The 17,464-nt window shown below is 69.6% G+C and carries 17 protein-coding genes; 13 read left to right on the top strand and 4 right to left on the bottom strand.

Going from position 1 to position 17,464, the window contains the following annotated elements; all coding sequences use genetic code 11:
* Positions 1–123: 123 nt before the first annotated feature.
* Complete coding sequence (locus ACFQS7_RS03920; RefSeq protein WP_380065706.1) at positions 124–600, top strand: DUF29 family protein; 477 nt, start codon at positions 124–126, stop codon at positions 598–600.
* Here the strand turns inward: ACFQS7_RS03920 and ACFQS7_RS03925 are convergent.
* A complete protein-coding gene (locus ACFQS7_RS03925) occupies positions 597–1,820 on the bottom strand; it encodes an MFS transporter (RefSeq protein ID WP_380065707.1) in 1,224 nt (407 codons plus the stop codon). The two genes, ACFQS7_RS03920 and ACFQS7_RS03925, sit on opposite strands and share 4 nt — an antisense overlap.
* A gap of 214 nt (positions 1,821–2,034) precedes the next feature.
* Between ACFQS7_RS03925 and atpH the strand changes: the two genes are divergently transcribed.
* From atpH to ACFQS7_RS03960, 7 genes are all read left to right on the top strand, one after another.
* Positions 2,035–2,628 (top strand): ATP synthase F1 subunit delta, encoded by a 594-nt coding sequence (gene atpH / locus ACFQS7_RS03930; RefSeq protein ID WP_380065708.1) that lies wholly within the window; start codon positions 2,035–2,037, stop codon positions 2,626–2,628.
* A 2-nt stretch (positions 2,629–2,630) separates the two neighbouring features.
* Entirely contained in the window at positions 2,631–4,166 is a 1,536-nt protein-coding gene (atpA, locus tag ACFQS7_RS03935) for a F0F1 ATP synthase subunit alpha (RefSeq protein WP_380065709.1), read from the top strand.
* A gap of 26 nt (positions 4,167–4,192) precedes the next feature.
* On the top strand, positions 4,193–5,077 hold the full coding sequence (locus tag ACFQS7_RS03940) for a F0F1 ATP synthase subunit gamma (protein ID WP_380065710.1): 885 nt from the start codon (positions 4,193–4,195) through the stop codon (positions 5,075–5,077).
* A 66-nt stretch (positions 5,078–5,143) separates the two neighbouring features.
* Complete coding sequence (gene atpD / locus ACFQS7_RS03945) at positions 5,144–6,571, top strand: F0F1 ATP synthase subunit beta (RefSeq protein WP_380065711.1); 1,428 nt, start codon at positions 5,144–5,146, stop codon at positions 6,569–6,571.
* Between the two features lie 64 nt (positions 6,572–6,635).
* The gene (atpC, locus tag ACFQS7_RS03950; RefSeq protein ID WP_380065712.1) at positions 6,636–7,049 is read left to right on the top strand and encodes an ATP synthase F1 subunit epsilon; all 414 of its coding nucleotides are present in this window, start codon (positions 6,636–6,638) and stop codon (positions 7,047–7,049) included.
* 252 nt (positions 7,050–7,301) lie between these two features.
* Positions 7,302–8,153: a ferritin family protein gene (locus tag ACFQS7_RS03955; protein ID WP_380065713.1), complete on the top strand. Its 852-nt coding sequence runs from the start codon at positions 7,302–7,304 to the stop codon at positions 8,151–8,153.
* A gap of 65 nt (positions 8,154–8,218) precedes the next feature.
* Positions 8,219–9,277, top strand: coding sequence for an endo-1,4-beta-xylanase (locus tag ACFQS7_RS03960; RefSeq protein ID WP_380065714.1), 1,059 nt, complete (start codon positions 8,219–8,221; stop codon positions 9,275–9,277).
* On the opposite strand, the gene ACFQS7_RS03965 is transcribed toward ACFQS7_RS03960, so the two are convergent.
* On the bottom strand, positions 9,258–10,337 hold the full coding sequence (locus ACFQS7_RS03965; RefSeq protein ID WP_380065715.1) for a TRAP transporter substrate-binding protein: 1,080 nt from the start codon (positions 10,335–10,337) through the stop codon (positions 9,258–9,260). The two genes, ACFQS7_RS03960 and ACFQS7_RS03965, sit on opposite strands and share 20 nt — an antisense overlap.
* A gap of 854 nt (positions 10,338–11,191) precedes the next feature.
* Between ACFQS7_RS03965 and ACFQS7_RS03970 the strand changes: the two genes are divergently transcribed.
* The 3 genes from ACFQS7_RS03970 (at position 11,192) to ACFQS7_RS03980 (ending at position 12,866) form a co-directional block, all read left to right on the top strand.
* The gene (locus ACFQS7_RS03970) at positions 11,192–11,458 is read left to right on the top strand and encodes a hypothetical protein (protein WP_380065716.1); all 267 of its coding nucleotides are present in this window, start codon (positions 11,192–11,194) and stop codon (positions 11,456–11,458) included.
* 114 nt (positions 11,459–11,572) lie between these two features.
* The gene (locus ACFQS7_RS03975; protein WP_380065717.1) at positions 11,573–12,391 is read left to right on the top strand and encodes a hypothetical protein; all 819 of its coding nucleotides are present in this window, start codon (positions 11,573–11,575) and stop codon (positions 12,389–12,391) included.
* Positions 12,369–12,866, top strand: a complete 498-nt coding sequence (locus tag ACFQS7_RS03980) for a hypothetical protein (protein WP_380065718.1) — start codon at positions 12,369–12,371, stop codon at positions 12,864–12,866. Before ACFQS7_RS03975 ends, ACFQS7_RS03980 begins: the two co-directional genes overlap by 23 nt.
* Before the next feature lie 124 nt (positions 12,867–12,990).
* Here the strand turns inward: ACFQS7_RS03980 and ACFQS7_RS03985 are convergent, their stop codons facing one another.
* Entirely contained in the window at positions 12,991–14,424 is a 1,434-nt protein-coding gene (locus ACFQS7_RS03985; protein ID WP_380065719.1) for an MDR family MFS transporter, read from the bottom strand.
* A 57-nt stretch (positions 14,425–14,481) separates the two neighbouring features.
* The gene (locus ACFQS7_RS03990; protein ID WP_380065720.1) at positions 14,482–15,564 is read right to left on the bottom strand and encodes a TRAP transporter substrate-binding protein; all 1,083 of its coding nucleotides are present in this window, start codon (positions 15,562–15,564) and stop codon (positions 14,482–14,484) included.
* Between the two features lie 162 nt (positions 15,565–15,726).
* Between ACFQS7_RS03990 and ACFQS7_RS03995 the strand changes: the two genes are divergently transcribed.
* Entirely contained in the window at positions 15,727–16,572 is an 846-nt protein-coding gene (locus tag ACFQS7_RS03995; protein ID WP_380065721.1) for an NAD-dependent epimerase/dehydratase family protein, read from the top strand.
* Complete coding sequence (locus ACFQS7_RS04000; RefSeq protein ID WP_380065722.1) at positions 16,572–17,450, top strand: aldose epimerase; 879 nt, start codon at positions 16,572–16,574, stop codon at positions 17,448–17,450. The genes ACFQS7_RS03995 and ACFQS7_RS04000 overlap by 1 nt, the downstream gene beginning before the upstream one ends.
* The last annotated feature ends 14 nt before the right edge of the window (positions 17,451–17,464 follow it).

Consider the following 17,464-nt stretch of genomic DNA (forward strand, 5'->3'; position numbering starts at 1 on the left):
CGGTTTGCGTTCGAAGGTGAACGCGGCACCGCTGTATCTCTTTGTCTTAAGAGCAGATTCACGCGTCCCGGCGTTCACGCCCGGCCGCGATCTTTTCTGGGCTGCGACGCGGGAGGGTGAGCGATGCCCGACGACCTCTACGACACCGACATACTCGCCTGGTCGCAGGCCCAGGCGGACCGCCTGCGCCGTGTCGCGGCCGGGGAGCGGGTGAACGACCTCGACTGGGCGCATGAGGTCGAGGATGTGGGGAAGTCCGAGCTGCGCGCCATCACCTCCAACCTGCGCACCGCGAACGCCCATGCGCTGAAGGCCGGCGCCTGGCCCGACAACATCGCGGTGGACCATTGGAAGGGCGAGGTCGCAACCTTCCTGGCGAATGCCCGGGACCGCTTCGAGCCGGGCATGCAGCAGCATGTGGACCCGGCGATCCTCTATGCCGATGCATTGGCCGACGTCCTGTCGATCGGCACGATGGGTGGTCGGGAAGCGCTACCCTTGCCCGAGGCGGTGCCACTGACCAACGCCGAGTTGCGTGACCGTCGCTTCGGCGCCGCGCTGCTGCTCGACCGCATCCGCGCGGCGCCGGCCGCACCCTAACGCCGAGCGGCAGTCGCGCTGCGCCGCCCCAGCAGTAGCACCCAGGCCGCCACCAATTGCAGCCCCGCCGCCAGGGCGGGCGGCGCCGCGGCGCCCCAGCCCTGCAGCGCCGCGCCGAAGATCGCCGGGCCGAAGGCGTAGAAGGCCTGGTTCACCGCGGTCAGCAGGGCGAGCACCGCGGCCACCTGCTCGGCCGGCCATTCCGCCTGGGCGATCAGCGGCGGCAGCGACAGTAGGTTGCCGATCCCGAGGCCGAACAGCAGCACGCCCACGACCAGCGCCACCGCGCCGTCGCCGGCCAGGACCAGCACCAGGCAGCCCGCCGCCTGCAGCAGGAAGTTGGCGCTGCCGGCCAGCCGCCGGTCCAGCCCGGGCGGCAAGGCCACCCCCACCACGGTCCGGCCGACCACGGCGCAGGCGGTCGCCAGGCTCATCGCCACGCCCGCCCCGGCCTCCCCCAGCGCCGGGGCCAGGATGGAGAACAGCGTGGTCAGCAGCCCCATCTGCGCAACGAGCCCGAGGGCGAAGGCCAGCGACAGGCTGCGGAACGGCCCCTGCCGCCAGAGCGGCCCGGCCGGCGCGGCGAGCGGGCGCGCAGGCGGCGGCCCCGCCGCGCCATCCGGGTAGAGCCCCATCGCCGCCGGAGTCGCGCCCAGCCAACGCCCGGCCAGCACCCAGCCGACGGCGGCAACCAGCAGCGCCACCCAGGCGGAGGCGCCGGCGAAGCCGCAGGCGGCGATCAGCGCCGCCCAGAAGGGGGTGAACAGCACCCCGCCGAAGCTGGCGCCATTGAAGGCCATGGACAAGGCGGCGCCGCGGCGGCGGTCGAACCAGGGTGCCACCATGGCATTGATGGCGACGCCGCTGGTCAGCGCCCAGCCGAGCGCGGTCAGCAGCGCCGCCGGCAGCATCTGCCAGGGCGCCGTCGCATGGCCCCAGGCCAGTGCGCCGGCGGCGCAGGCCAGCAGCCCGGTGCGCGTCACCGCGACCAGCCCGAAGCGCCGGTGCAGCCCCGGCAGCCGGGTGACGATCGCGCCGCTGGCCAGGAAATGCAGGGTAATCGCCGCCGAGATCAGGGACAGCGGCCAGCCCTCGCGCGCATGCAGCGCATGCAGGTAGACCGAGGGTCCGTAGAAATTGATTCCCCAGCTGAACACCGCGACCACGAAGGCCGCCGCGACCACCTGCCAGCCGAAGAAGACCCCCGCGCGCTGCGCCATGTTTCGGCGATCCTCCCCACCCGTTCCGGCCCTGATTCGCGGCGAAGCCTGACACGGCCGCGGCTTTCCCGGCTTCGTCGCGGGGCGAATTGACCCGGCCCGGCCAGATTGCGGGGGCGTGAACCCCATGGTAAAGGCCTCGCGCCGCACCGGTTGTGAAGCTTGGTGGCGGACCCGCGCACGCGCACCTTCAGGAACAGGACCGGGAAAGCCCGTGGCCTCCGCCGAGACCATTTCCGCCTCTGCGTCCAACCCATCCGGCCTGGCCGGGCGCTATGCGCTCGCCTTGCTGGGTCTCGCGGATGACCGTCGCCAGACGGATCCCGGGACGGTGGACCGCATCGCCGCCGACCTCGAACGCCTCTTCGCGCTGTGGCGCGACGACGAGGGTTTCCGCGCCTTCGTCGCCGATCCCCGGCTCGACAGCGTGTCGCAGAAGAAGGGCGCCTTCGCCGTTCTCGACCGCGTCGGGATCGGCGCCGAGGTCCGCAACCTTATCGGCGTGCTGATCGCCAACCGCCGGCTCGGCCGCCTGCCGGAGGTCGCGCAGGCCTTCGGGACGCTGCTCGCGGCGCGGCGTGGCCAGCAGCTCGCCCAGGTCACCAGCGCGCATCCGCTGAGCGACACGCAGCGCGCCCAGCTCAGTGCGCGGCTGACCGAAGCCGGCTTCTCCGGCGTCAAGCTTTCGGAGCAGGTGGATCCCACGATCCTCGGCGGACTGATCCTGCGGATCGGCTCCCGGCTCTATGACAACAGCATCAAATCCAAGCTGCAGCGACTGCAGTACGCTATGAAGGGGGCCGCCTGACCATGGACATCCGTCCCGCAGAGATCTCGGAAATCCTGAAGCGGCAGATCGCTGGCTTCGACACCGAGGCGAATGTGGCCGAAGTCGGCACCGTCCTCTCGGTCGGTGACGGCATCGCCCGCGTCTACGGCCTGCAGAACGTGATGGCCGGCGAGCTGGTGCTGTTCCCCAGCGCCGGCATCAAGGGCATGGCGCTGAACCTCGAGCACGACAACGTCGGCATCGTGATCTTCGGCGACGACCGCGGCGTCAAGGAAGGCGACACGGTCGAGCGCACCGGCGACATCGTCGACGTGCCGGCCGGCCGCGGCCTGCTCGGCCGCGTGGTCGACGGCCTCGGCAACCCGATCGACGGCAAGGGCCCGCTCACCGACGTGACCCGCATGCGCGTCGAGGTGAAGGCCCCCGGCATCATCCCGCGCAAGTCGGTGCATGAGCCGATGCAGACCGGCATCAAGGCGATCGACGCGCTGATCCCGATCGGCCGCGGCCAGCGCGAGCTGGTGATCGGCGACCGCCAGACCGGCAAGACCGCCGTCATCATCGACACCATCATCAACCAGAAGCCGATCAACGCCGGGACCGACGAGAGCAAGAAGCTCTACACGATCTACGTCGCGGTCGGCCAGAAGCGCTCCACCGTCGCCCAGCTGGTCCGCACGCTGGAGGAGAACGGCGCGCTGGAATACTCGATCATCGTCGCCGCCACCGCCTCCGACCCGGCGCCGATGCAGTTCCTGGCGCCCTATACCGGCTGCACCATGGGCGAGTATTTCCGCGACAACGGCATGCACGCGGTCATCTTCTACGACGACCTGTCGAAGCAGGCCGTCGCCTATCGCCAGATGTCGCTGCTGCTGCGCCGTCCGCCGGGCCGCGAGGCCTATCCGGGCGACGTCTTCTACCTGCACAGCCGCCTGCTCGAGCGCGCGGCGAAGATGAACGACGATTTCGGCAACGGCTCGCTGACCGCGCTGCCGGTGATCGAGACTCAGGCGGGCGACGTCTCGGCCTATATCCCGACCAACGTCATCAGCATCACCGACGGCCAGATCTTCCTGGAGACCGAGCTGTTCTTCAAGGGCATCCGCCCCGCGGTGAACGTCGGCCTCTCGGTGTCCCGCGTCGGGTCCGCCGCGCAGATCAAGGCGATGAAGCAGGTCGCCGGCAAGATCAAGCTGGAGCTCGCGCAGTACCGCGAGATGGCGGCCTTCGCGCAGTTCTCCTCCGACCTCGACGCCTCGACCCAGGCGCTGCTGGCCCGCGGCGCGCGGCTGACCGAACTCCTGAAGCAGCCGCAGTTCAAGCCGGTGCCGGTCGAGGAGCAGGTGGTGGCGATCTTCGCCGGCACCCGCGGCTACCTCGACCGCATCCCGGTGAACTCGGTGGGCCCCTTCGAGACGCGGATGCTGGGTGAGCTGAAGTCGGCCGCACCCGAGATCCTCGAGGCGATCCGCACCGACCGCGAGATCAAGAAGCCGACCGAGGACAAGCTGGTCGCCTTCCTCGACGGTTTCGCCAAGTCCTTCGCGGCCTGAGGCCGCAGGCAGAAGGGACTTAGCCGATGGCGAGCCTCAAGGATCTGCGCATGCGGATCAACAGCGTGAAGAACACGCGGAAGATCACGCAGGCGATGAAGATGGTGGCGGCGGCGAAGCTCCGCCGCGCCCAGACACAGGCCGAGGCGGCACGCCCCTATGCCGAGCGGACCGAGGCGATCCTCGGCTCGCTCGGTTCGGCGGTCGCATCGACGCCGGGCGCCCCGCCGATGCTGGTCGGCACCGGCGCCGACCGGGTGCACCTGCTGGTCGTCGTCACCGCCGATCGTGGCCTGGCGGGCGGCTTCAACACCAATGTCGGGCGTCTTGCCCGCGCCCGCATCCGGGCGCTCGAGGGCGATGGCAAGGTGGTGAAGATCCTGACGGTGGGGCGCAAGGGTGCCTCCTACCTGAAGCGCGAATTCGCCAGCCGCTTCGTCGGCGAGATCACCTTCATGGGCAAGAAGCGGGTCGAGTTCACCGATGCCGAGGCCATCGCGGTCCGCGTGACCGAGATGCTGGAGGCCGGCGAATTCGACGTCTGCTCGCTGATCTACAACCGCTTCCGGAACGTGATCAGCCAGATCCCGACCGACCAGCGGCTAATCCCGGCGCCGCTGCCGGAAGGCGAGGCGGCGGCCGCGACCGGCCCGCAGGCATTGTACGACTACGAGCCGGACGAGGAGGCGATCCTCGCCTCGCTGCTGCCGCGCAACCTGGCGATCCAGATCTACCGTGCCGTGCTGGAAAGCACCGCCGGCTTCTATGCCAGCCAGATGACCGCGATGGACAATGCCACGCGCAACGCCGGCGACATGATCAACCGGCTGACGCTGAACTACAACCGCACCCGCCAGGCCAACATTACCCGCGAGCTGATCGAGATCATCTCCGGGGCCGAGGCGCTGTGATGCGATCGTGGAGCGCCGCAGGCGCGGAACGTGAATCGCAGAACCGATAGACAAGGGATTGGCACGATGAAGAACAATGTCGGGCAGATCGCCCAGGTCCTCGGCGCCGTGGTGGACGTGCAGTTCCCGGGCGAGCTGCCGGCCATCCTGAACGCGCTGACCACCAAGAACGGCGACAACACGCTGGTCCTCGAAGTCGCCCAGCACCTGGGTGAGCGCACCGTCCGCTGCATCGCCATGGACATGACCGACGGCCTGGTCCGCGGCCAGGAAGTGGTCGACACCGGCGCCGGCATCTCGGTGCCGGTGGGCGCCGGCACGCTCGGCCGCATCATGAACGTCATCGGCGAGCCGATCGACGAGCGTGGCCCGGTGCCGCACGAGAAGACCTACACCATCCACCGCGAGGCCCCGGCCTTCGAGGACCAGGCCACCGCGGCCGAGATCCTCGTCACCGGCATCAAGGTCATCGACCTACTCGCGCCCTACATCAAGGGCGGCAAGATCGGCCTGTTCGGCGGCGCCGGCGTGGGCAAGACGGTCACCATCCAGGAGCTGATCAACAACATCGCCAAGGGCCATGGCGGCGTGTCGGTCTTCGCCGGCGTGGGCGAGCGGACGCGCGAAGGCAACGACCTGTATCATGAAATGGTCGATGCCGGCGTCATCAAGCTGGGCGACGGCAACACGGAAGGCTCCAAGGTGGCGCTGGTCTATGGCCAGATGAACGAGCCGCCGGGCGCCCGCGCCCGGGTCGCGCTGTCCGGCCTCTCGGTCGCGGAGTTCTTCCGCGACGAGCAGGGCCAGGACGTGCTGTTCTTCATCGACAACATCTTCCGCTTCACCCAGGCGGGCGCGGAAGTCTCGGCGCTGCTGGGCCGCATTCCCTCCGCGGTGGGCTACCAGCCGACGCTGGCGACCGACATGGGCGCGCTGCAGGAACGCATCACCTCGACGAAGAAGGGCTCGATCACCTCGGTCCAGGCCATCTACGTGCCGGCCGACGACCTGACCGACCCGGCGCCGGCGACCTCCTTCGCCCACCTCGACGCGACCACCACGCTGAACCGCTCGATCGCCGAGCTCGGCATCTTCCCCGCCGTCGATCCGCTGGACAGCACCTCCCGCGCGCTCGACCCGCGGATCGTCGGCGACGAGCACTACCGCGTCGCCCGCGAGGTGCAGCGCATCCTGCAGACCTACAAGTCGCTGCAGGACATCATCGCCATCCTCGGGATGGACGAGCTGTCCGAGGAGGACAAGCTGGTCGTGGCGCGTGCGCGCAAGATCCAGCGCTTCCTCAGCCAGCCCTTCCACGTGGCCGAGGTCTTCACCGGCACGCCGGGCGTCTTCGTGAAGCTGGAGGACACCGTCCGCAGCTTCGCCGCGATCTGCGCCGGCGAATACGACCACCTGCCGGAAGCCGCCTTCTACATGGTCGGCACGATCGAGGAAGCGGTGAAGAAGGGCGACACCCTGAAGGCCGCCGCCTAAGCGGCCCTGGCGCGGGCCCCGGCCCGCGCCGCTGGCTGATCTGGCTGAGTAAGGACCCTAGGACATGGCCACCTTCCTGCTCGAACTCGTCTCGCCGGAGAAGCTGCTGCTCTCCCGCCAGGTCGAGATGGCGACCATCCCCGCCGCCGAAGGCGAGATGGGCGTGCTGCCCGGCCATTCGCCGATGATCGTGACGCTTCGCGGGGGTGTCATCCGCGTGCGGGAGAACGGGGCCGAGACCGAGACGCTCTTCGTCGGCGGCGGCTTCGCCGAGGTCTCGCCGGAGCGTGTCACCGTGCTGGCCGACGAGGCGACGCCGCTCGCCAGCCTGTCCCGCGCGACCGCCGAGCGCCGCATCGTGGAAGCCGAGGCGGCGCTGAAGGCCGTGACCCCTGAGGATACCGAGGCCAAGCGCGACCTAGCGCTGGACCGGTTGCGCTCGGCCCGCGCCATGCTGGACGCCGCCCAGGCGGCCTGAGCCCGGGCGCTGCGGTTGAACCGACCGGGCCGGGGCGGCGACGCCCCGGCCCTTTTCGTGTCGGCGGCATAGCGCCCCCGCCACACTGAGGCTTTTTTGTTCGCAACGCTGTGCCCGGCATGCCACATGGCTTGAATCCGCTGCCGCCCTGGCGAACATGGAAGCGACGGCAGGATGGCCGTGAATTCGCGCGACGGCCCTCCAGCGCGCATCATGGGGGATGTTCGGCCCGCAGCGGGCCGCGGGGACAGCATGAAGCATTGGCGTGTCGAGCAGGTGAGTTGGGACCGCTTCGATCCGTCGAAGGTGGACCCGGAGATCGTCCCGCTGGTCAAGGCGGCGGCGATGGTCGAGCGCAACGGTGACGACTATGCGATCTATCTCAAGCGGGTCTTCCGTGGCGACCCGGACTTCCATCTGGCCGCCGAGAACTGGGCGCTGGAGGAGGTCCAGCACGGCGATGCGCTCGGCCGTTGGGGTGAGATCGCCGATCCGGGCTGGAACTACGCCGAGGCCTTCGCCCGCTATCGCGCCGGCTACAAGATCGACATCAACGCTGACGCCTCGATCCGCGGCTCCCGCACCGGCGAGCTGATCGCCCGCTGCATGGTCGAGACCGGGACCAGCAGCTACTACACCGCCCTGGCCGAGGCGACCGAGGAGCCCGTCCTGAAGGAAGTCTGCCGGCTGATCGCGGCCGACGAGTACCGCCACTTCAAGCTCTTCTACGACCACATGAAGCGCTACCTCGCGCGGGAAGACCTGTCATTCCTGCAGCGGCTGAAGGTCGCCGCCGGGCGGATCGGCGAGTCGGAGGACGACGAGCTCGCCTTCGCCTTCCACTGTTCGAACGAGGATCCCTCGACCCCCTACAGCCATGACCGCTGCATCGCCGGCTATATGGGCCGGGCAATGAATTTTTATCGTTTTCGGCATATTGAACGCGGCATGGGCATGGTCTTCAAATCGGTCGGGCTTGAACCGCGCGGCAGGCTCTCGGCGCTCGCGGCGCGCGGCGCCTGGCGGCTGCTCTGCTGGCGGCGGGACCGGTTCCGTGCCGCGCTGCTCCAGGAAGCCGCCCCCGCCCTGGCCCAGGCCGCCTGACGCTGCGCCCGCGCCGCCGCTCCCTCCTTGCCGGCGCGGGGGTCGCGTTGCTCGGCCGCGGCGCCATGGCGCAGGCGGCGGGTGGCCTGGCTGCACGGGCCCGGGCGCAGGGCATCTTGTTCGGCGCCGCCATCAACACCGCCCGCCTGGCCGACGCCGCCTATGCCCGGCAGATGGCGACCGAAGCCCGCATCCTGGTCCCGGAATGGGAGGCCAAATGGGCCGCCCTGCAGCCGGAGGAGGGGCGGTTCGACTTCGCCCCGCTCGGTACAGTGCTGGACTTCGCCGCGCGCAACGCCCAGCAGGTCCGCGGGCACGCGCTCGTCTGGCACCAGGCGATGCCCGATTGGCTGGCCCCCGCCCTGGCCGAGGGGCCGGTGCGCGCCCGCGCCCTGCTCGCCGCGCATGTCGATGCCGTGCTGGCCCGCACCGCGCCGGTGATCCGCGACTGGGACGTGGTGAACGAGGCGGTGGCCAATGCCGGCGGCCCCTTCGTCGCGCCGACGCCGGCGATCGGCGACCTGCGCGACACGCCCTGGCTGCGGGCGCTTGGCCCCGGCTACATCGATCTGGCCTTCCAGCTGGCACGGGAACGCGACCGCACCCTGCGGCTGACCTACAACGACTACGGGATCGAAGGCGACACGCCCTTCGCCGAGGAGAAGCGCCAGCGCGTGCTGCGCACGTTGCGACGGATGGTGGGTGCGCGGGTGCCGGTCGATGCGCTCGGCATCCAGGCGCATCTGATCATGGACGAGCCGTTCCGGCCGGAGCCCTTCGCTGCATTCCTGCGCCAGGTGCGCGCCCTCGGCCTGTCGGTCCTGCTGACCGAGCTCGACGTGCGGGAAGCGGCGGTGGTGCCGCTCGACCTCGCGGCGCGCGACGCGGCGGTGGCGGCGCGGGTCGAGGCGGTGGTCGGCACGGCGCTGGCGGAAGGCTGCCGCACGGTGCTGACCTGGGGCCTGTCCGACAAGGACAGCTGGCTGGCGACCGACAAGGACGTCGCCCGCAAGGATGGCGGCATCCATCGCGGCCTGCCGCTGGATGCCGAGGGCCGGCGCAAGCCGATGTGGCAGGCGCTGGCCCGGCTGTTCGAGGCGCCGCCTACCGCGCCGCCGCGGTGAAGGCGAAGTTGTCGTAGGCGTTGTCGGCGATCCGCGCCCATTGGAACTGGTCATCGCGGTAGGGCTTGTAGCTCTCCCAGATCCGCCGGAACCGCGCATCCTTGGCGGCCATTTCCTCGATCATCTCATGCGTCGACTTCCAGGCGGCCTGCATGACGTCGCGCGGCCAGGCCCGCAGCTGGGCGCCGGCGGCGACCAGCCGGCGCAGGGCCAGCGGGTTCTGGTGGTCGTAGCGCGCGATCATCTCCAGCTCGGTCTCGATGCAGGCGACCTGGATGGCGGATTTGTAGGCGTCCGGCAGCGGGTCCCAGGCCTTCTGGCCGATCACCAGGTGGCCGCGGGCGCAGGGCTCCCAGAAGCCCGGCCCGTAATAGTATTTCGCCACGCGATGGAAGCCGAGCTTCTCGTCGTCGTAGGGCCCGACGAATTCCGCCGCGTCGATCGTGCCGCGCTCGAGCGAGGGGTAGATGTCCGAGGCCGGCACCAGGGTGGGCACCGCGCCGATCCGCTGGAACACCCGGCCGCCGAGCCCGGCGACGCGGAATTTCAGCCCCTGCATGTCGGCCAGCGACTTCACCTCATTGCGGAACCAGCCACCCATCTGGGTCCCGGTATCGCCGCAGAGGAAGCCGACGCAGTTGAACTCCTTCAGCATCTCGGCACAGAACTCGTTGCCGCCGCCGCGCTTCATCCAGGCGCCCTGCTGGCGGTAATTCCCGCCGAACGGCATCGAGGTGAAGAAGCTCAGCGCCGGGTCCTTGCCGATATAGTAGTACAGCGCGGTCTGGCCGCATTCGATGGTGCCGTTCTGCACCGCGTCCAGCACCTGCAGCGGCGGGGCGATCTCGCCGGCGGAGAAGGCGCGGATCTGGAAGCGGTTGTCGGTCAGCTCCGCCACGCGCTTGCTGATCGTCTCGGCGCCGAAGAACAGGATGTCGAGATTCTTCGGGAAGCTGGATTGGAGCCGCCAGCGGATTTCCGGGTTCTGCGTCTGGGCAAGGGCGGGCGTGGCGAGGGCGGGCGCGGCGGCGGCCGCGCCGAGGATGGATCGGCGATTCATGAACGCATTGCTCCCCGGTCTTCTTGCGCGGGGAGAGTAGTGCATTGCGCCGGCCGCGCAACGCTCGCCCGGCCCGGAAGGGCGTCACCGCGCCCACCGTCGGTGGACCTGCCCGTTGGCCCTGCCCCTACCGCGGACCGCCCGGCCAGCTGACATGAAGGCGGCAGGCCTGCCCTCGGAGCCGCCGGCAGCGATGATGCCGGGCTCGGACGGGCGGCATCGGACGCTGGCGGGCGAGAGGCACGGTGGGCTTGGCCTGGTCGGACATGGCCCGGCCGGATGGAACAGGCAGGCACGGAGAAGTGCCACGTGCAGGCAGGCGGCGGCGATGGCACCGACGAAGGCCGACGCCACCGCTGTTTCCGTCCGGAAGCGAACGCGGCACCGCTGCAGCCTCCTTCTTCCAGCGCAGATCCAGGCGTCCGCGCGTGCACGCGCTCACGCCATCCGCACCACAAGTTGCCTTGCCTTCCCGCGTGCCCGCGCCCCGACATCGGTGAGCGGCGACCGACCGAAACGCCGGGCCATGTCCATGGGAAGACTTTGGGGTGAGAGGGCGTCCGGGACACAACCTGTGGTTAAAAGCTCAGTAGTAATAACGGTTCCGTGATTTAGCTGCATATGCTACATTAATTTGTGACACCCGAGTGCTCCACGGTGGCCCCAGCGGCCCATGCCGACGTGAATTCGGCGAAATTACAGGTCTCTAGCCGCCCCTCTCCGACGTGCGGCCCACCCAATCGTCTGTTTTGATGCGAAGTCGATACAATAATGGATATTGAGATATATTCGATGCGGTGAATGAATGTCGCCGCCGGGACTAAAAAGACTACTGCGATTAAGGGTTGCGGTCGATGAAAGTCATTAAACCAAATGTGCTGGCGGCAGCTGCGCTGCTGTGCGTCGTCGCTGCTGCGCCTGCCGTTGCGGGGCCGGGAAACTCCGACTTCGGCCGTGGTGGCGGAAACGGGATCGGCAGTGGTGGTCGCGGTGCCCCGGGGCCGCTTGCCGGGGCCGGGCTGCCCTTCCTGCTGATCGCCGCTGCGGCTGGCGCCGGAAAGCTGATCCGCTGGCGGCGGGAAGACAATCGCCAGGAACAAGGCCAGCAAGCACAGCGCTGAACGACCGCGCGTCGAGCGCTGATGCATCTGTCCGCAGCTCCGACGTTCCCAACCGGGGGCGACGGCGCAGGGGCTGACCGTGTCGCGACATCGGTCAGCCTCTCCCGCGGCGAGTTGTTCGCCGCGCTGAGCGTGCTGGGCTTTGCGAACGGGATCACCGGCCGCGTGCAGGGCTCGCTCCTGAAAGAAGGTTTGGCACTGGCGCTTGCCGGTACCTTCGATACGAGTGCGATCGTCTGGGTCGCCTTCTTGGCCTGCCCGGTCATGTTCCTCCGTGGACCGCGGGAGGCACCACGCCGGCTCGACCTGATGGTGGCGGCCGGCGTCCTCGCCTCGGTCATGCTGCCCATCGCCCCGCTGAGCTGGGTCGCGCTGACCGCGCTCGCACTCTACATCCTGCTCAACCCTTTCGCGCCGGACCGCGCTCGTTCCCGGTCTGCCGTGCCCCCGTCTTCCGCGCATCGCGGGGCCTGGATCCTCCTGGCCATCACGGGCTCGATGTTCTGGGGGCGCGTGCTGCTGTTCTCCGCGAGCGCGCCGGTCCTGGGGGCCGATGCCCAGCTTGTCGGCTGGCTCGCCGGGGTGGAGACGGCGGGCAACACGGTGCGCTTCGCAGACGGTGAGGGTTATGTCTGGATCGCGCCCTACTGCTCGTCGATCAGCAACATCTCCCTGGCTGTTTTATGCTGGGTCATGTTCTCGCAGTTCCGCGGCCTGGCATGGACCCTGCGGACCACGGCTTGGTGCCTCCTCGCCGCGCTTTCCGTCGTGGTCATCAACGTGACCCGCATCAGCCTGATGGTCCTGCACAAGGAGCAGTTCGATCTCATCCATGGGCCGGTCGGTGCTGCCGTCGCCAGCTGGCTGAGCGTCGCGGCGGTGCTCGGGATCTGCATGTGGGGGACGCGTCGTGCGCGCGCCGCTCTGGCTTAGCCTTTTTCTGCTGCTGCTCGTCGTGAGCGTTGCCGGCAAGGTGGTTGCCGGCACCCAGTCCCTGTCCGGTGTCGAGGAGGCCTTGAAGAACACCGCCATGGGGGCGGAACGGGTGGCCAGCTTCCTCGAGCGTCAGGGCTTCCGGGTGGGCGAGGTCGAAAGCATGCCGGACGTCCCGCTCGTGCTGGCCACGTCCGGCGGGTGTCGTCTCGTGACGGTACTCGCGGCGCCACAAGGGTGGCACCGCGACATCACCCATCAGTTTGCCTCGGCTGGCGACCAGGTCTTCTTCGTCTTCGATGCGACGATCTACCAGGATCAGCCGAAATGGCCGCCCTGGGTGCACCACTATTGGCAGGTGCTGAACTATTACGTGGGCCGCCGGGTGCCGACCCGACCGGTCCTGGGGATCGTCGCCTCCGCAGCCTGCGATCTGCGGGGCATGCCGTGGCGGGAGATCGCCGAGCTGCCCTGACGCCTGATGCCGGGTTCCCTTCGGCATCAGGCGCATGGCGACGGTGGAACGGGTGCTTGGGCGTCGCACCGCCGCGAGGCGCCGGAGCAGGCACGAACCGTCGCCGTCCAGGCCATGCCGAGGGTCAATCCCGCCCGCGGAGCGGAATCTCCTTCAGCCGCAGTGCCGCCACCAGGCAGAGCGCCGCGAAGCCGGCGGCGGCCAGGAAGACCAGCGAGAAGGCCTGCGCCGCCTCCGCCGGGTCGGCCGCCGCGCCGTGTTCCGGCAAGCGCCCCAGCAGCAGCGCCGAGAGGATCGCCACCCCGAAGGCACCGCCCATCAGCCGGAAGAACATCATGCAGGCCACCGCGATGCCGCCGTCGCGCGCATCGACCGCATTCTGGATGGTCACCGTGATGGGGGAGAACTGGCAGCCGAAGGCCATGCCGAGCAGCAGCGTCGCGCCGGTGTCCAGCAGCAGCGAATGGCCTAGCCCCACCCAGGCGATCAGCAGGCACATGAGCGTGGCGGTGGACGACCCGATCAGGGTCAGGAAGCGGTATTTGCCGGTCTTCGTCACCGCCTGTCCCGCCAGGAAGCTGCCGGTGACGCTGCCGAGCGTCATCGCGATCATCCGCAGCCCGGCATCCTTGGCCGAGAGCCCGCCGACCATCTGATAGTGCAGCGGCACCAGCACGGTCAGCGACATCATCACCATGGAGGCCAGGCCGGTCACCGCGATCGCCATGCGGAAGATGGCGTTGCCGAACAGGTGCAGCGGCAGCATCGGCTGCGGCGCCACCCTTTCCTGCGCGATCAGCCAGACCAGGAAGACCGCGCCGAGCGCAAAGCAGCCCCAGGCCTCGGGCGCCGCCCAATGCCCGGCGCGTTGCACCAGGGTGATCCCGATCAGCACCGGTGTGCAGGACAGCAGGATCAGCAGCGCCCCCAGCCAGTCGATCCGCGGCCGCTTGTCGGGCCGCGGCAGCCGCCGCAGCTGGAAATAGGTGGCGGCGAAGGCGGCGGCGCCGAGCGGCAGGTTGATCCAGAAGATCCATTGCCAGGACAGGTACTCGACGAAGAGGCCGCCCAGCACCGGCCCGCCGATATTCGCCGTGGCGAAGGTGGCGGACAGGTAGCCCTGCACCCGGCCGCGTTCCCGCGGCGGCAGGATGTCGCCGACCACCGCGAGCGAGATCGCCCGCAGCCCGCCGCCGCCGAGGCCCTGCAGCACCCGCGCCGCGACCAGCGCGCCCATCGACGGGGCGAGGGCCGAGCAGACGGCGCCGAGCGCGAAGATCGAGATCGAGACCAGCAGCACCGGCCGCCGGCCATAGAGGTCCGACAGCCGGCCATAGATCGGCGTGGTGACGGTGGAGGCGATCAGATAGGCGCTGACCACCCAGGGCATCAGCGACCAGCCGCCGAGGTCGCCGGCGATGGTCGATAGCGCGGTGGCGACAATGGTCTGGTCGAGGCTGGACAGGAACAGCGCCAGCATCAGCCCCATGACGATCAGCCGCACCTCGCTCGGGCTGAAGCTGACGGCCGGGGCAGGGAGGTCGGGTTGGTCGCGCACGATGCCGGCAGGCTAGCCCGCCGAGGCCCCGGGGGATACCGCCCGGGGCGCCGCGCCTCAGCTCCGCGCGGCTTCGGCGAAGGCGAAGGTTTCGTAGGGGTTCTCCGCCACGCGGAACCACTGGTACTGCTCGTTCCTGAAGGCCCGGTAATTCTCCCACACCTTCTTGAAGTTCGGGTTCTTGGCCGACAGGTCCTCGTACAGCCCGTGCGACTCCCGCCAGGCGGCCTGCAGGATCTCGCGCGGCCAGGCGCGGAGCTGGGCGCCGCCGGCGATCAGGCGGCGCAGCGCCGGCGGGTTCCAGGCGTCGAACCGTGCATTCTGGTCGGTGTCGATCTCGGCAAGCGCCACCTCGATCGCGGCGCGGTACTGTGCCGGCAGCGTCGCCCAGGCCTGCTTGTTGGCGATGAAGCCGCCCATCGAGCAGGGCTCCCAGAAGCCCGGCGCATAGTAGAAGCGGGCGATGCGGTTCAGACCCAGCTTCTCGTCGTCGTAGGGGCCGATGAACTCGGCGGCGTCGATGACGCCGCGTTCCAGCGCCGGGTAGATGTCACCCGGTGCGATCTGGGTCGGCACCGCGCCAAGGCGTTCGAAGAGCAGGCCGCCGAGGCCGGAGATGCGGAACTTGAGGCCCTTGACATCCTCGAGCGACTTCATCTCCCGCCGGAACCAGCCGCCCATCTGGGTGCCGGTGTCGCCGAAGTTCATGAAGATGCAATTGAAGTTGGCGAACATCTCGTCCGCCAGCTTCTGCCCGTCGCCGTAGCGCATCCAGGCGGCCATCTGCCGGCGGTTCATGCCGAAGGGCACGCAGGTAAAGAAGGCCAGCGCGGTCTCCTTGCCGTAGTAAAACAGCGCCGGGGTATGGCCGCATTCGACCGAGCCCTGCTGCACCGAATCCAGCACCTGCAAGGCCGGCACGATCTCGCCGGCCGGGAAGGGGGTGATGCGGAACTTGCCGTCGGTCAGCTGCGCGACGCGCTGGCTCAGCTTCTCGCAGCTGCCGTACAGCACATCGAGGTTGCGGGGGAAGGAACTCGGCATCCGCCAGCGGATTTCCGGGTTCTGGGTCTGCGCGATGGCGGGCGCGGCCAGCGCCGCGGCGCCACCCGCAGCGCCGAGGAATATTCTGCGGTCCATGATTAGCCTCCCTGGAGCCGACGTTACGGCTACCGTAATCATATGTCCGAAAGTTCGGTTGTCGACAAGGACGCATCGGTTGCATCCCGCGGTGGCGCGGCCGGCCCTTCACCGCGTCCCGGCCGCGGTGCACTCTGCGCCCCTACCGAGGAGCCCGATCCGATGCCAGCAGCCCCTGCGAAACCCGTCCTGCTCACCGGCGCCTCCGGCAATCTCGGCCGTGTCCTGGCGCGGGAGCTTGCGGCGCTGGGCTGGACCCTGCGGCTGACCGACATCGCCGCCTTCCCGGACCCGGTGCCGGACGGCGCCACATTCACCCGCATGGACCTGGCCGATGGCGTCGGGCTGCTGCGGCTGGCGGAAGGCTGCGGTGCCATCCTGCATTTCGGCGGCATCAGCGTCGAGCAGCCCTTCGGCACCGTGCTCGGCCCGAACATCCAGGGTTTGTATCACGTATACGAAGCGGCCCGGCGGGAAGCGGCGCGGGTGATCTTCGCCTCGTCGAACCACTCCATCGGCTTCCACGAACGCCCGCAGGGCAATGCCGCGAAGCTGGACGTGGACTGCGCCTTCCGGCCCGATGGATTCTACGGCCTCTCGAAAGCCTATGGCGAGCTGATGGGGCGCACCTACTGGGACAAGCACGGGGTGGAGAACGTCAATTTCCGCATCGGCTCCTGCTTCCCGGAACCGGTCGAGGCGCGGATGCTGGCGACCTGGCTGTCCTTCGCCGACCTGGTCCGGCTGTGCGAGGCCGCGGTCACCGCGCCGCGCTCCGGCCACTGCGTCATCTGGGCCTGCTCGAACAACCCGGCCAGCTTCTGGGGCCGCGACCACCGCGACCGCATCGGCTGGCAGCCGCGGGACAGCGCCGAGGCGTACCGCGACAAGGTCGGCCACATCACCTCGGGCAACCCGGTGATCGAGCGCTACCAGGGCGGCGGCTATACCGCGATCGACTATTCCCGCACCAAGCCCTCGGCGGCCGACGCCTTCGACCTCGATTGATGGACGGCACGCGGGCATCGGGCGCACTCGCGCTTGCCGGGGATGGGTGGGAGGCGGTGCTGCTGCCGGGGCAGGGCGCTGCCTTCGCGCGCCTCGCCTTCCGGGGGATCGAGGTGCTGGCGCCCCTGCCGCTCGGCGCGGACCCCAATGCCAGCTTCGCTGGCGCCTTCATCATGGCGCCCTGGACCAACCGGCTGGACGAGGGCCGGCTGCGGGTCGGCGGCACCGACTGGTACCTGCCCGTCAACCGCCCGGCCGACGCCACCGCGATCCATGGCCTGGTGCGCGACGCCGCCTGGACGGTGGCGGAGGTCAGGGCCGGCCATGCCGTGCTGGTGCAGCAGGGCGATGCCGCGGCCGCCGGCGTGCCCTGGCATTGGCAGGCGCGGCTCGAGGTGACGCTGGACGTCGATGGCGCCCGGCTGACGCTCGGCCTGACCAATGCCGGGGCGGAGCCCTTCCCCTTCGGCTGCGGCTGGCATCCCTTCTTCGCCCGGCCGGCCGGCACCCGGCTGCGCTTCGCCGCCACCACGCTGTTCGCCCGCGACGCCCGCTGCCTGCCGATCGCCGCCCAGCCGAGCCCCGGCATTGATGGCCCCGAGCGCGACTATGAAGGGCTCGACACGCATTTCGCCGGCTGGGACGGTGCCGCGGAGATCGCCCGCCCGGACCTGACGCTGCGGCTGGAGGCCGCAGGCGCCTGGGCCGCCAACCTGCAGGTCTTCGCGCCGGGCGGCAGCCATATCCTCTGCGTCGAGCCGGTCAGCCATGTGCCGGATGCGCCGAACCGGCCGGACTTCGCGCGTTTCGGCCCGCTGTCCCTGCTCGCGCCCGGCGAGTCGGTGCAGGCCGCGCTGCGCATCGCCGCGATCGGCTGAGGGACGCGCCCGGG

Source organism: Dankookia sp. GCM10030260 (assembly GCF_042666655.1).
Classification (GTDB): domain Bacteria; phylum Pseudomonadota; class Alphaproteobacteria; order Acetobacterales; family Acetobacteraceae; genus Paracraurococcus.

What these genes read in the sequence shown, in the direction of transcription:
- ACFQS7_RS03920 (WP_380065706.1), top strand. Translation starts at nt 124, where the DNA reads ATGCCCGACGACCTCTACGACACCGACATACTCGCCTGGTCGCAGGCC.
- ACFQS7_RS03925 (WP_380065707.1), bottom strand. Translation starts at nt 1,820, where the DNA reads ATGGCGCAGCGCGCGGGGGTCTTCTTCGGCTGGCAGGTGGTCGCGGCG.
- atpA (WP_380065709.1), top strand. Translation starts at nt 2,631, where the DNA reads ATGGACATCCGTCCCGCAGAGATCTCGGAAATCCTGAAGCGGCAGATC.
- ACFQS7_RS03940 (WP_380065710.1), top strand. Translation starts at nt 4,193, where the DNA reads ATGGCGAGCCTCAAGGATCTGCGCATGCGGATCAACAGCGTGAAGAAC.
- atpD (WP_380065711.1), top strand. Translation starts at nt 5,144, where the DNA reads ATGAAGAACAATGTCGGGCAGATCGCCCAGGTCCTCGGCGCCGTGGTG.
- atpC (WP_380065712.1), top strand. Translation starts at nt 6,636, where the DNA reads ATGGCCACCTTCCTGCTCGAACTCGTCTCGCCGGAGAAGCTGCTGCTC.
- ACFQS7_RS03955 (WP_380065713.1), top strand. Translation starts at nt 7,302, where the DNA reads ATGAAGCATTGGCGTGTCGAGCAGGTGAGTTGGGACCGCTTCGATCCG.
- ACFQS7_RS03960 (WP_380065714.1), top strand. Translation starts at nt 8,219, where the DNA reads ATGGCGCAGGCGGCGGGTGGCCTGGCTGCACGGGCCCGGGCGCAGGGC.
- ACFQS7_RS03965 (WP_380065715.1), bottom strand. Translation starts at nt 10,337, where the DNA reads ATGAATCGCCGATCCATCCTCGGCGCGGCCGCCGCCGCGCCCGCCCTC.
- ACFQS7_RS03970 (WP_380065716.1), top strand. Translation starts at nt 11,192, where the DNA reads ATGAAAGTCATTAAACCAAATGTGCTGGCGGCAGCTGCGCTGCTGTGC.
- ACFQS7_RS03990 (WP_380065720.1), bottom strand. Translation starts at nt 15,564, where the DNA reads ATGGACCGCAGAATATTCCTCGGCGCTGCGGGTGGCGCCGCGGCGCTG.
- ACFQS7_RS03995 (WP_380065721.1), top strand. Translation starts at nt 15,727, where the DNA reads ATGCCAGCAGCCCCTGCGAAACCCGTCCTGCTCACCGGCGCCTCCGGC.
- ACFQS7_RS04000 (WP_380065722.1), top strand. Translation starts at nt 16,572, where the DNA reads ATGGACGGCACGCGGGCATCGGGCGCACTCGCGCTTGCCGGGGATGGG.